Source organism: Rheinheimera pleomorphica (assembly GCF_011634895.1).
In the GTDB taxonomy this organism is placed as follows: Bacteria; Pseudomonadota; Gammaproteobacteria; order Enterobacterales; family Alteromonadaceae; genus Alishewanella; species Alishewanella pleomorphica.
Genome location: NZ_SIRR01000025.1, coordinates 26,173 through 39,254, shown reverse-complemented (window position 1 = coordinate 39,254; position 13,082 = coordinate 26,173). Strand labels below are relative to the sequence as shown.

At 52.3% G+C, this 13,082-nt stretch carries 14 protein-coding genes; 6 read left to right on the top strand and 8 right to left on the bottom strand.

The features are described 5' to 3' along the window. The first annotated feature begins 2 nt into the window (after positions 1–2). Positions 3–740: a substrate-binding periplasmic protein gene (locus tag EYB30_RS15185; RefSeq protein ID WP_166839750.1), complete on the top strand. Its 738-nt coding sequence runs from the start codon at positions 3–5 to the stop codon at positions 738–740. An 8-nt stretch (positions 741–748) separates the two neighbouring features. On the opposite strand, the gene EYB30_RS15180 is transcribed toward EYB30_RS15185, so the two are convergent. Genes EYB30_RS15180 through bepA form a run of 4 tightly spaced genes read right to left on the bottom strand, consistent with a single transcriptional unit; the run spans position 749 to position 3,571 of the window. Beyond that, complete coding sequence (locus tag EYB30_RS15180) at positions 749–1,168, bottom strand: DUF2069 domain-containing protein (RefSeq protein ID WP_166839749.1); 420 nt, start codon at positions 1,166–1,168, stop codon at positions 749–751. Then, on the bottom strand, positions 1,165–1,749 hold the full coding sequence (gene wrbA, locus EYB30_RS15175) for an NAD(P)H:quinone oxidoreductase (RefSeq protein ID WP_166839748.1): 585 nt from the start codon (positions 1,747–1,749) through the stop codon (positions 1,165–1,167). The genes EYB30_RS15180 and wrbA overlap by 4 nt, the downstream gene beginning before the upstream one ends. Further along, the gene (gene arsC, locus EYB30_RS15170; protein ID WP_166839747.1) at positions 1,746–2,093 is read right to left on the bottom strand and encodes an arsenate reductase (glutaredoxin); all 348 of its coding nucleotides are present in this window, start codon (positions 2,091–2,093) and stop codon (positions 1,746–1,748) included. Before arsC ends, wrbA begins: the two co-directional genes overlap by 4 nt. Positions 2,094–2,122: 29 nt before the next feature. Further along, positions 2,123–3,571 (bottom strand): beta-barrel assembly-enhancing protease, encoded by a 1,449-nt coding sequence (gene bepA / locus EYB30_RS15165; protein ID WP_166839746.1) that lies wholly within the window; start codon positions 3,569–3,571, stop codon positions 2,123–2,125. 208 nt (positions 3,572–3,779) lie between these two features. On the opposite strand from bepA, the gene EYB30_RS15160 reads away from it, so the two are divergent. Further along, complete coding sequence (locus EYB30_RS15160; protein ID WP_166839745.1) at positions 3,780–4,850, top strand: AI-2E family transporter; 1,071 nt, start codon at positions 3,780–3,782, stop codon at positions 4,848–4,850. A gap of 12 nt (positions 4,851–4,862) precedes the next feature. Here the strand turns inward: EYB30_RS15160 and EYB30_RS15155 are convergent, their stop codons facing one another. From EYB30_RS15155 to EYB30_RS15140, 4 genes are read right to left on the bottom strand one after another with little or no spacing between them, the layout of a single operon-like run. Then, a complete protein-coding gene (locus EYB30_RS15155) occupies positions 4,863–6,917 on the bottom strand; it encodes a TonB-dependent receptor family protein (protein ID WP_241698053.1) in 2,055 nt (684 codons plus the stop codon). 3 nt (positions 6,918–6,920) lie between these two features. After that, positions 6,921–8,027, bottom strand: a complete 1,107-nt coding sequence (locus tag EYB30_RS15150) for a PQQ-dependent sugar dehydrogenase (RefSeq protein WP_166839744.1) — start codon at positions 8,025–8,027, stop codon at positions 6,921–6,923. Between the two features lie 30 nt (positions 8,028–8,057). Then, positions 8,058–8,522 carry a thioredoxin-dependent thiol peroxidase gene (bcp, locus tag EYB30_RS15145; RefSeq protein WP_166839743.1) on the bottom strand — a complete coding sequence of 155 codons (465 nt, stop codon included), beginning with the start codon at positions 8,520–8,522 and terminating at the stop codon, positions 8,058–8,060. An 18-nt stretch (positions 8,523–8,540) separates the two neighbouring features. Beyond that, positions 8,541–9,068 (bottom strand): glycine cleavage system transcriptional repressor, encoded by a 528-nt coding sequence (locus EYB30_RS15140; protein ID WP_166839742.1) that lies wholly within the window; start codon positions 9,066–9,068, stop codon positions 8,541–8,543. Between the two features lie 185 nt (positions 9,069–9,253). On the opposite strand from EYB30_RS15140, the gene dapA reads away from it, so the two are divergent. The 4 genes from dapA (at position 9,254) to hda (ending at position 13,075) form a co-directional block, all read left to right on the top strand. Further along, a complete protein-coding gene (gene dapA / locus EYB30_RS15135; RefSeq protein WP_166839741.1) occupies positions 9,254–10,135 on the top strand; it encodes a 4-hydroxy-tetrahydrodipicolinate synthase in 882 nt (293 codons plus the stop codon). A 110-nt stretch (positions 10,136–10,245) separates the two neighbouring features. Further along, positions 10,246–11,244, top strand: a complete 999-nt coding sequence (bamC, locus tag EYB30_RS15130) for an outer membrane protein assembly factor BamC (RefSeq protein WP_206674665.1) — start codon at positions 10,246–10,248, stop codon at positions 11,242–11,244. A gap of 53 nt (positions 11,245–11,297) precedes the next feature. Further along, positions 11,298–12,380 (top strand): DUF2066 domain-containing protein, encoded by a 1,083-nt coding sequence (locus EYB30_RS15125; RefSeq protein ID WP_166839739.1) that lies wholly within the window; start codon positions 11,298–11,300, stop codon positions 12,378–12,380. Further along, positions 12,380–13,075 carry a DnaA regulatory inactivator Hda gene (hda, locus tag EYB30_RS15120; RefSeq protein ID WP_166839738.1) on the top strand — a complete coding sequence of 232 codons (696 nt, stop codon included), beginning with the start codon at positions 12,380–12,382 and terminating at the stop codon, positions 13,073–13,075. Before EYB30_RS15125 ends, hda begins: the two co-directional genes overlap by 1 nt. Positions 13,076–13,082 lie beyond the last annotated feature (7 nt).

Sequence of the window (13,082 nt, the reverse complement as noted above, 5' to 3'; positions counted from 1 at the left end):
TTATGCGCAGTATTTTGTTGATGTTACTGCTGTTACCCTGCCTGTTAAAGGCGCTGGAACAGCCAGCATTGCGGGCTATTGTCAGCGACAGCAATACGCCGCCTTATGCCATTTTTGCTGCCGATGGTGTGCCGCAAGCCGGGCTAAGTAAAGATATTATCGACGAGCTGGCTCGGCAACTTGGCCGGCCGGTAACTTACCTGAATTTACCCCGTACCCGGGTTGAGCAATGGTTGCTGGAAGGGCAGGCCGAATTGGCCTGTTTCTTAAACCCTGACTGGGTAACACAACCTGATAAGCTGCTGTGGACCGATGCATTGTTTAGCACTCAGCAACTCTTGGTGCGGCTGCGTGGTACTGAACCGGTTAGTGCTATTCAGCATTTAGCCGACAAACGTGTTGGCACCACCTGGGGCTTTACCTACCCTGAGTTGGAGCAGGTGTTTCGTTTAGGCGATGTCATTCGTGACGATGCCCATTCACTGGAAAGTAATCTGCTCAGGCTCAAGCAAGGCCGGCTGGATGTAGTGATGACAGTAGATTTGTCGTATTTGTTTTATGTAAAAACCACACAGGATCAAAGCTTTGCAGCCGACCCGCTGTGGTCTGCGCCGCCTTCAGTGTATTGTGCTCTGAGCCAGCATAATGCCACTTTAGCGTTACAGCTAAAGCAGCAATTTACTACGTTGGTTCAATCGGGCTTTATTCAGCAGCGGCTGGCATTTTATATGGGCCGCTAAGTGTGGCATCAACGTTTAGGATCATCTTTTAGCTTGGGTATTTTCAGGCCTAGCTCCTGGCCGCGAAAACGGGCGTAATAGGTACAGCCAATAAACATCATGCTGGCCAGTAATAGCTCCAGCATGGACAGCCACAGGTGAATGCCTGAACTGACCCAAAGATTGGTTAAGCTGTGTAAAAAGTAAATCATCACAATAAAGTTGGCCCAGGCCATAGTGTAGGCATGGCCTTTAATAATGCCGTATAGCGGCAGCCATAACGGTAGCCATAACAGGCCCAGCAACACATAAGGGCTGCCCAGTTGTGGTGGTGCCAGCCACAGGATCCATAAGGGTTGAAGTAACCATAAGCCGAAAAAGCCAAGCCGGCCAAGCGTTAGATAACGCGCTGTTTTTACTGCCATTGGCACCGTGCTGCTAAGTGTCATTCTGATATCCTGTGTGGTTTTAACTGCTGGCTAAGCAGCGCCAGGCGTTTGCCAAACGCAATCGCCAGCCGTTGTTCGTCAATACTCAGTTTATTATCGGCATGATGGCCGCTGACATGGCTGGGGCCATAAGGCGTGCCGCCGCTTTGCGTTTGATGCAATTCAGGTTCACTGTATGGAATACCTGTCAGCAACATACCATGGTGTAACAGTGGCAAACTCATGCTAAGCAAGGTAGCCTCGTTACCACCATGCATACTGCCGGACGACGTAAAGACACCTGCTGGTTTATCGATAAGTTCACCTTTGAGCCACAGAGCGGTGGTATTGTCCCAGAAGGCTTTGGCATCGGCGACCATATTACCAAACCTTACCGGGCTGCCAAAGGCCAGGCCATCACACTGGCTCAGTTCTTTCTGGCTGACCACTGCATGGCGGCTGGCATGGTTGCTGTCCAGCGGTGGAATGCAGCGTACCAGCGCTTCAACGCCTGCTTGTTGTACGCCAATAGCAATTTTATCAGCCAACGCCGCCACAGCGCCATGACGCGAGTAATACAACACCAGCACATAACCACTCATGGTAGCAGCGACAACACGTTTGTCAGCGGGCGGCCAATCACAGCGCGCTCGCCATTAACCACGATTGGCCTTTCGATCAGTTTTGGCTGCGCCACCATAGCGGCAATCAGCTGTTGCTCGCTCAAGCTGGTGTCCGCCAGACCCAGCTGCTGATACTCAGCTTCTTTGCTGCGTAGCAATTGGCGCGCTGTGATACCCAGTTTAACCAGCAGTTGTTCCAGCTCTGCCGCTGTGGGCGGGTTTTTCAGGTATTCAACGACCTGCAGCGGTTGTTGCTGTTGTTGTAACAATTGCAGTGCTTCGCGGCTTTTTGAGCAGCGTGGATTATGGTAGATCGTTAACATCAGTTGTCCTGTCGGGTTATTAGAAAAAACTACATGCGGCGCAGGCGGTCAAACTCTGCCTGTAGCTGGCGCTTTTTGGCTTCCAGCCGGCGGTTCTCCAGCTTTTCTTCTGGTGCCAGATGATTCAGTGCTTCATTGATATCATCTATCGCGCGCGGGTAATTAGCCAGCTGATAGCTCAAATCGGCCCGTGCTTCATAAAAGCGGGCAAAGTCTTCGCTGGCCTTATAGGCTTCAGATAATAAGTCATAGGCTAAAATACTGTCACTTTTATAGAACAGCAGGCTCTTTAATAGGTGAATAGCCAGCCGGTGGGCGCCGGATTTCAGCGCAGCGTTAGCATAATTTAGTGTGACGACCTGATTATTGGGCCGCAGCATATATTGTTGTTCCAGCATATCCAGGCAGAGCTGATATTCTTTTTGTGCCAGTAAAATATCAGTATAGACGTCCACGTAATACAGGTTGTGCTGGTCTTGTGCCAGCAACTGTTCAATGTGTTTACGCGCCGCATCTAACTGGTTGCTATCGAGCAAAGCAATTGCCAGACCGTACTTATTCGCTTTGGTATTGCCACCGGGTTCGGCCAGTTTTTGCCGGAATACCGTTTCAGCATCCTGTTTGTTGTATTGGTAGCGCGCCTGTACCCGGGCTCTGCTTAAGGTAAAGTCCTGGCTGTCGGGAACAAAGCGACGCTGAAATTGTTCTGCGCGAAGGCGGGTGTCGCTAACCCGGCTTTGTGACAGCGGATGCGTTTGCAAAAATGACAGCTGCTGGTTAATAAACCGGCTTTGCTCAGTCAGTTTGCGAAAAAAGTCCGGTACCGCATGCGGATCGAAACCGGCATCGGCCAGTATCTGCATGCCGATACGATCGGCTTCCTGCTCATTGCTGCGGGTGAAGTTGATAGCGCTTTGCTGCGCGGCGCCTTGTGTCGCCATCATGGCTGCCATACCGGCGTCGGGGTTTACTGTGGCTAACACTATAGCGCCTAAAATCCCCGCCAGCGTTAAGGGAGCTTTTTGGCTTTGCGCTTCAACAAAGCGGGCAATATGGCGCTGGGTAACATGGGCAATTTCGTGCGCCATGACAGAGGCAAACTCGCTTTCGCTTTCTGCTATGGCTAACGTGCCGGTATGGGAGGCAATGTTGCCACCGAGTGTGGCAAAAGCATTGATGTTTTTATCCTGCACCCAGTAAAACTTAAACGGGAATTTTACGTCATTGGCGCGGGCGACCAAACGGTTACCCAACGCATTGATGTACTCATCCAGCAGGGGATCGTACACCATTGGCAGGCTGCCGCGTGTTTGGCGCATCATCACGTCGCCCAATTGCTTTTCTTTGTCCGGGCTGATAGTACTAAAAGCGTTACCGCCTAAATCGGGTAGGGTGGCACAGACAGGCCCGGCTAAGGTGAATATCAGCGCGAAGAGCAGACCCTGACGAAGAGGCTTGGTTACTGCATGGAAAGTCATAAAAAATAGCCTGCCCTAAACGAACATTAATACGATGATACCGCTGACTTTGTCTCAAATAGTCTGGATAAGTTCCCAGGTCAGCACGGGCTAATTTAACATATATTTTGTTTCAACAGACAGTTAAGCGCCAAATTGGTGCTTATCTTCGGTATACTGAGGCCTGCTCAGGCGTTATTGCCGCGTTATAGGATGCTGGAGTCTTACTATGCTGGACTGGTTAAAGAAGTGGTATGCACATAAGTTTTCCGACCCGCAGGTCGTGACACTGTTTTTGTTACTGCTGATTGGTTTTATGTCTATCTACTGGTTAAGCGGCATTTTAGCGCCGGTATTAGTTGCGATTGCTTTTGCTTATTTGCTGGAATGGCCGGTAGTACGGCTATGCCGGTTAGGCTTATCCCGCGGCATCAGCACGGTGGCTGTAGTGGCGGCCTTTGTTGGTGTGGCCACCCTGACATTGATGTGGATTATTCCGATAGTCTGGTATCAGGGCCGCAATTTACTGCGGGATTTGCCACAAATGATCGAGCAGGGCAAAGCCTATTTACTGGAGCTGCCTACCGCGTTTCCGGGCGTGGTCAGTGTCGAACAAATTAATATCCTGATGCACTCTGTCGATGAGCGCCTGATGGGCTTTGGCCGGGACATGCTGCAGCTGTCTTTGACGTCTATTGTCGATTTAGTCGCGCTGTTAATTTATCTGGTGCTAGTGCCGCTGATGGTATTTTTTATGCTCAAAGACAAAGCGCAGCTGACGGCCAGCTTTGTCCAGCTATTGCCGACAGAGCGCAAACTAATAGGCCAGGTGTGGCATGAAATGAATATGCAGATCATGAACTATATCCGCGGTAAAATTCTGGAAATCCTGATTGTCGGTGCCGCCAGCTATATCGTGTTTGCTATTTTTGGCCTGAACTATCCATTACTGCTGGGGGTGTTGGTAGGGCTGTCGGTGTTGATCCCTTATGTTGGCGCTGCGGTGGTCACGCTGCCGGTCGCTCTGGTAGCGTTTTTCCAATGGGGACCGACAGCGGAGTTTGGTTATTTAATGTTGGCCTACGGCATTATTCAGGCGCTGGACGGTAACTTACTGGTACCGGTGCTATTTTCCGAAGTGGTTAATTTAAACCCGGTATTTATTATTATTGCCGTGTTGTTTTTTGGCGGTTTGTTTGGCTTCTGGGGCATTTTCTTTGCTATTCCGCTGGCCTCTTTGGTAAAAGCGACCATTAACGCCTGGTCGGCGCGGGTGCATCCGCAGCCGGCCGACGTTTAACCTTATTTAGCGTTATTGCCAGTAAAAACGCGCCGTTAGTCCGGCGCTGAGTTGCCGGCCCGGCGCTGGCTCAATAGCCCGGCCATTGCTTTGATTGACAATGACAGAGCCGACATAAGCTTTGTCTGTCAGATTATCCACGGCCAGCCAGTAATCCAGTGTCAGCTGCTGTAGCTGTTGGCTATGGCGTGCGGCCAGGGCAAAACTCAGCGCGGCCGGTGCTGTGTCGCTATTGGCATCATTGATATACACCTTGCTGCGATAGCGGCTGTAAAGGCTTAACACCGTGCTGTTTTGCCAGGGCATATAGTCCAGCTGCCAGTTTGACTGGCGCTGTGCCACGCCGGGCAGGCTATTACCGCTGAGCTCGCCGGCATCAAACTCGGCGCTGAGATAGTGTGCACTAAGTTGCTGTCGCAGGTGGGCATTGTGCCGCCAGTTAAGCTGCAGCTCGACGCCGCTGCGCGCTGTTTCAGCCGCGTTGCGGTAACTGGTGCGCCCGCCAACAGCCTGAGCCACCAACAGCTCATCTTGGCTTTGAATGGCAAAGGTGCTGACACTGCCGCTAAGCGCAGGCAGTTGCCACTTCAGGCCGGTTTCCCACTGTCGGTTACGGCTGGCGTTAAGTGCCAGGTTGACGCCTTCACTATCAGCCTGATAAGCAATTTCGGCCAGGGTGGGGCTTTCAAAGCCGTGTGCAGCACTGACAAAGGCGCTAAGCTGAGTGTTAATACGATAGCTGATACCGGCGGCGAAGGCTTGGTTGTAAAACGCCTTAGTCCCACTGTCATCCGGGTTGTCTGCTGTTATGTAGCGGTCGGCTATTTTTAGCGTTAATTCGCTGTAACGCCAGCCGCCTTGCACCTGCCAGCGCTTAGTGGGTTGCCACTGCCCACGCACAAACAGGTCGCGGTTGTCCGCGCTGTCGGTTTGCTGCCGGCGCAGCGCACCGCGTTGGCCAAAGTCATTTACAAAGCCCAAGCGATCATCTTCACTTTGCATTAGGCTGGCGCCAATTCGCAGGTGATAGCTGTCACTGTGCAGCAGGCGGTAGTGACCATTGACACCACTGAACAGCCGGTCTAACAGCACTTCGCCACCGGCGGAAGTGGGGGCGCTGCCGGTAAAAGCCAAACGCTGATTAATTTGCCGCTCGCCGAGCCAGGCGCTGAGTTGCCACTGATCGTCTTGCTGATAGTCGGATAAACTCAGGCTGATCTGGCGCTGGCGGCTGTTTTTTTCGGTATCAAACAGCTGTGCGGCATCACTGGTTTGCTGTGGTTGCTCACGCCAATCGCTAAGGCTTAACCCCAGTGGATCTTGCAGTTGAGGGTCGCGGGCGTAATCCAGCCGGGCGCTAAGTCTTGCCGTGTCGGCCAGTGTGGTGCGATACAGCAGCTGCGCCTGCTGTTTTTCTGCTTGCGAGTGTGGCCGAAAACCGTCCGTAGTAAAGTGTTTGGCGCTGGCGCTTAAACTGCTATTGCCTGACACCCAATCGGCAAACACTTGGTATTGCCGGTGCTGTTCACTGCCAGCAACCGCTAACCCGGCGCTGTTTTGCGTTGGTGTGCGGCTGTACAGTGATAACACGCCGCCGGACGCATTGCCATATAACGCTGCCAGTGGGCCTTTGAGCACTTCTACGCTGTCGATATTATCCAGCAAGATGCTGGACAGCTGGCCCTGACCATCCGGCGTCGATATCGGAATACCGTCTTGTTGCAGGTATAACGAGCGGATACCAAAAGCACTGCGGCTGCCAAAGCCGCGCACACTGAGCCGGGTGTCCTGGGCAAAATTGGCCCGGCTGTCGGCTTGCACACCGCTGATGCTGCCGAATAACTGAGCGCTGTCAATTAATATGCCCTGGCCGGGAGGCAACGCCAGCTCAGCGGAGGCGGGGCTGGTTAGCCAGGCCTCACGCTGCAGCGACGCACTTATCAGGATCACTTCAGTAGCGTCGGCCGCTGCAGCCGGATCGGCTTGTGCCAGTGACGGTTTGCTGTAACTTAACATCAATGCCAGCATAGACAGCACGCTGCTGGCAGCGGTAACACCTGCGCGCAATGCTTATTGCGCCGGCGTGAGTCGCAGCACCTGGCCATCAGCGCTGTCGGTTAACAGATAAACGGCGCCGTCCGGGCCTTGCTCTATATCACGGATGCGCTGACCAATCATAATGCGCTCTTCATGACTGACGTTATCGCCACTAAGCTCCAGCCGAACCAGCTGACCAAATTTTAACGAGCCTACCAAAAGGTTGTCTTTCCAGGCACTAAACGGCTCAGCGGTATAAAATAGCATGCCGCTTGGCGCGATAGACGGCACCCAATAATGCAGCGGTTGTTCCAGCCCGTCCTGTTTGGTTTTGCCAATAACACCACCGCCGTATTCTTCACCGTACGTAATCAGTGGCCAGCCATAGTTTTTGCCGGCCTGAGCAATGTTAATTTCATCGCCGCCTTGCGGGCCATGCTCGTGCGTCCATAACTGACCCGTGGCAGGGTGTAAGGCCGCCCCCTGAATATTGCGGTGACCGTATGACCAGATTTCAGCTTTGGCATCGGCTTTGCCGCTAAAAGGGTTAGCCGCCGCCGCTTTGCCGTCGGTGGTTACCCGTACCACAGTGCCAATATGGTTGGCCAGGTTTTGCGCTTCAACGCGCTGGCTGCCGCGATCGCCCAGCGTAATAAATAAATTACCCGCGGTGTCAAACACTAAACGGCTACCAAAATGGTGACGGGCATCTACTTTCGGCTGCTGGCTGAAAATCACTTTGACCTCAGCCAAACTCCCGGCGTTTAACACGGCACTGGCAACGGCGGTACTGCTGCCACCATCGCCCGGTTCAGAAAAGCTAAAAAATACCCGGCTATCGCGGGCAAAATCAGGGGATAAGGCAATATCCAGTAAGCCGCCCTGACCTTTGGCTTCAATAGCCGGCAGGCCTGTTAATGCCGTTTTACTGCTGCCGTCGGCTGAAATAAGCAATAACCCGCCGTTGCGCTCGGTTACCAGCATGCGGCCATCAGGCAAAAATGTCATGCCCCATGGGTGCTTCAGACCGGATACCAGCGTTTGCACGTCAATTTTTGTCTTTTCGCTGTCAATTACGGCAGCGCTTAGCGGCCCGCTGAACATTGTCGCGATGGCCAGGCTGAGGATCATTTTTTTCATGTTAGGCTCCCTGAGCGTGATAGGCTGTGCTTAGCCCAGATAATCCAGCACCACCTGATGGTGATCTTTGGTTTTAAAACTATCAAACACTTTTTCTATGTTGCCGTCCTGACCGATTAAAAAGCTGATCCGGTGCAGGCCATCATACACTTTGCCCATAAACTTCTTTTCACCCCAAACGCCAAAGGCATCTGCGACTTTGTGATCTTCATCCGACAATAAGGTGAAGTTAAGTTGGTCGCGTTCAGTAAATTTGGCCAGCCGGGCCGGTGCATCGGTACTGATGCCAACCACGGTGACCCCTTTTGCTGCCAGTTCAGCTTTTACGTCGCGCAGGGCACAGGCTTGCACCGTACAACCGGGTGTCATGGCTTTGGGGTAAAAATACACCAGTACACGCTGCTGTTTTAACAGCGCAGATAAGGTAACTGGCTGCTGCTGTTGGTCGTTTAGGGTAAAGTCAGGTGCGGCTTGCCCTGCGGTTAAATAGTTCATTGGCTACTCCGTATTAAATCAGCTTTGGGCATGAAAGCTGCCCGTTAAATTCATCTCAGCCAGCAGCGCCATTACGGCGGCTTTTACTTGCTCGGGCTGCTCGCCCTCGGGTAATTCCAGCGTCATTTGGGTGTGCATCTGGCTTGGGCCATTGTCAGTGGTCAGCTGACTTTGCGACTGCAGCGAGCCAATATACACCTGATGACTTGCTAATAACCCGGTCATGGCGCCTAAGGTGCCAACCCGATCCGGGCCGGTGTATTCAAGTACATAACGCGCCGCCACCGGCTTGGGTTGATGCGCACTGGTACGCTTGGTCATCGTGGTCAGATCAAGTTCCAGCCCCAGCCCAGGTAATAGATGTTCAATCCGGCTAATGGCAGGCGGATCGCCTGACAGCAACATAATAAAGGTGAATTCGCCACCAAAAATGGCCATACGGCTGTCAGTGATATTGCAATTACAGTCGGTCACTAAACGTGCCAGCTTACTAACAATACCGGTGCGGTCTGTGCCGATGGCGGTTACTACAAGTTGTTGTGGCATAATATAAAAATCCTGAAAAACAACCAGATCATTATGAAGTGAAATTTACGCCGCCAAGTGTAGCATACCGGCAGACTATGTCATCCATCGCGTTGCTACTGTGCTATCCGTGCCAGGCTTCTTGTGTTTAGGCCGGTGTCTCTTTAACATAGACGCCCTTACTGGTTAATGAGGCTGTAATTGAGATGTTCAAAGGAAGTTGGGTTGCGCTTATCACACCTATGGTTGGTAATGGTGAAGTTGATTATGACAGCCTGAAACGCCTGGTCGATTTTCATTTACAAAATGACACGGACGGCCTGGTTATCATGGGTACCACAGGCGAGGCGGCCACGGTAAGCTTTGCTGAACAGCTGCAGGTAATAAAGGCAGTATGTCAGCAGGTTAACGGCCGTATTGGCGTAATAGCCGGTAATGGTGCTAATGCGACAGCCGAGGCTGTTGAGCGTACTAAGGCCTTATCATTGCTACCGATAGACGGTTTTTTAACGGTAACGCCGTTTTACAATAAACCGATGCAAAAAGGTATGGTGCTGCATTTTAATGCCGTTGCCGCGGCAACCAGCAAGCCGGTGTTACTGTATAATGTGCCGGGCCGCACCGGGGTCGATTTGTTGCCTGAAACCGTTGCTGAACTGGCAAAGACAGCCAATATTGTCGGTATTAAAGAAGCGACCGGCTCTATGCAGCGCCTGGCTGAGTTAACGCAGCTGTGCCCACCAGACTTTATGTTATTAAGCGGAGATGATGCCAGCGCCTGTGAATTTATGTTAAAAGGTGGCCACGGTGTTATTTCGGTGACCGCCAACGTTGCACCAAAACAGATGGCACTGTTGTGCCGTGCCGCGATGTCAGGTGATACCGCGCTGGCCGAGAAGACAGACCACGCTCTGCAGGCACTGCATCATGATTTATTTATCGAAGCGAACCCTATTCCAAGTAAATGGGCGCTGCAAAAGATGGGCCTGATTACCTCAGATGTGATGCGCTTGCCGCTGACACAGCTTGAACCAATTCATGGCGCCGTAATCGAACAGGCATTGGCAAAAGCCGGTATAGCGCTTTGAACGCGTGGCAACAGGTAATAACAGCGCACAGCACCATATTTAGGAGTAGTAACGTGCAACATTGGGTGAAAAGTAGTGTAGTGGCCAGCGTTTTGCTGACAGGATGTTCTTTGTTTCAATCAGAACCGGTACAAACAAACCAGCCAGCGAACAGGCTTGATGCGTTGCAGGTACCCTCTGGCTTACAAGCACCCGCACAACCTGCGCAGTTTGATATTCCACCGGCACCGGCGCAACAATCTGAAGCGGATGTACGCTCGCCAGCGTTGGTATTGGCGACCGCGGCCAGCAGCCGGGTGGAAGAAGGGGAAAAACTGGCTCGGGTATGGTTTGACCGTAACGATTATACCGGCGATTTGCTGCCATTTTTACAACAGATGCTACGTACGCAATTTACCGAACAAGGCATTGAATTGGTACCGGATGATAGCGGGCTTAGTTACACCACAGGCTGGATCAGCCGCTTTGACGAACAGGGTTTTTGGTTCTGGAAATCTGAGCAGGTAAAAGAGCAGGCTCGTTTTCGCATCACGCTAGAGCCCCGTCCACATGGCCGCTCAGCCAGTATGACGGTAAGCATGATCGAGCATCAGTATTTTACACCAGAGGCACAATTGTCTGGCCGCGATGCACAGCGTCAGGAAATGACCGTACTGAACCAAATCATTGACCGCATCGGTAAAGAAGAAATTGCGATAGCGCTAACCAATAAAGCCAAGGCGCCAGATGTTGCACTGGAGCCGGGTATGGATGCCGATGGTAATCCAGCCTTGCTGACCCCGCAGTCAATAGATGTTGCCTGGTCGCAGCTGGAAGCCGTGTTTGCTGAGCTTGGCTTAGAAGTTACTGACATGAACCGTTCTGCATTCACTTATTATCTGAGTTATGAAAAAACTGAGCCGGGATTATGGTCACAATTCTGGGGAAATAGTGCAAAGCCGCTGTTACCCGTGGCAGACGGTGAATACCAGCTTATCTTAAGCCGGGCGGATAAGCAGACCGCGCTCAGTTTACGTGACAAAAGCGGTGCTTATCTGAATGCTGAGACGGTACTGGCATTACATCAGCCATTTGTTGAAGCCATCAGACTGGCGCGGGTAGAGCTGTAACAGCATGGCATGTCGGCAGAACGCGATCTGCCGGCACAGGCCTGGGGTAGGGAATGATTAGACGATTATCGATAGCACTGGCACTAACGCTCAGTGTTGCTGTGATAACGCTGAGCTATGGTGTTAGCGCAGGTCAGGTGGCAAACCTGTACCAGGCCGACGTGGCCGCTGATGGTACCACCGAGCAATGGCAACAGCGCGCTCTGGCGCAGGTATTAGCCCGGGTAAGCGGTAACGCGCAAATCAGTACGGTGGCAGAAATCGCCACTGAACTTAAGCGAGCGTCAGGTTATATCAAGCAATTTGAAGCCGTTCGCCACTCAGACGGTAACCGCATGCGGGTGCTGCTTGATGCGGTTAAAGTAAACCAGTTGCTACAGCAAAATAATATCCCGGTTTGGGGCGCGATGCGGCCGGATATCCTGGTATGGCTGGTGCAGCAAAACGAAGCTGAGCGAAGCTTTGTGCGCTCGGCACAGCAGCCATTGAACCTGGCGCTGCAACAGGCCTTTACATTAAGCGCTTTACCGTTATTACAGCCGTTGTACGATATGGATGATGTGTTGTCACTGTCGGAAACGGATGTCTGGGCTGGCTTTTGGCAGCAGATTAACCAGGCCAGCCGTCGTTACAGCGCTGACGTGGTTGTCGCTGCCACCGTTGAACAGATAACGGACAACGCTGAGTCGACGCTACGTTTGTCCTGGCAGCGCCAGACAGAGGGTAAAACCTATCGTGAAGAGCTGACAGCACCTGATGAAGAGAGCCTGATGCTGGCTTTTGCTGCTGCTCTGGCCAATCAGTTGGCGCAACAGTACGCCAGCGTTATGTCGGCAGAAGGCGGTGCAGCTGTGCGGCTTAAAGTGCAGCAACTGAATAACCTGACAGATATTGTGCAGGTGCAACGTTTATTGCAACAGGTCGTTGGTGTCACTGAGGTGACTATCGCCGAGTTTGAAGCTGGCACGGCTTATTATCAGCTACGCAGCGATATTGCCGCAGAGGGCCTGTTAAATGCATTGCGGTTTAATCCGCAGCTGCAATTATACGCTTCGGATACCCCAACTGCAGCGCAGCAGGCTGTTGATCTCAGCAGTATGCCGGTGCTGGCGACGTTTAACTACAGCCGGCTCTGATGCAACCTTTGCAATACACCCTGGCAGTGACGCTGCCTGAAGATGAAACACTGGATAGCTTTTACGCCGGCGCCCAAACCGCGGCTGTCGCTTTTTTAAAAACCTATTTGCGCCAGCCGGCCCGGCAAAGTCCGGTGTACTTGTTTGGTGCCAGTGGCAGCGGTAAATCGCACCTGTTGTATGCGGCCTGTGTACAGGCTCAGGAACAGGGCTTGACCAGCCAACTGTTGACCTTAGATGATTGCCGTCAGTTAAGCCCACGCTTGCTGGATGATTTAGAGCAGCTGGATTTAGTCTGCCTAGACAATATTCAGGCCATCAGCGGTGAGCTGAGCTGGCAAACGGCGGTATTTGATTTGTATAACCGCATGGCGGAGCAAGGTAAGGCATTGATTATCGTTGGTAATCAGGCGCCGCAACAGTTGGGGTTGCAACTGGCCGATTTAGTCTCACGTTTGCAGGCCTGCACGGCTTTTCAGCTGCGTTTGCTGACCGATGACGACAAGCAAAAATTGCTGCAGCAAAAGGCCCGTTTGCGCGGCATGGAGCTGCCGGACGAAGTGGCACGCTATTTGTTGAATCATCAGGACCGTGATATTCGCGCTTTGGTAGCCATTTTGGACAAGCTGGATAAGGCCACCATAGTGCATCAGCGCAAGCTGACCATTCCTTTCGTTAAAGAAATCCTCAATTAATCCATAC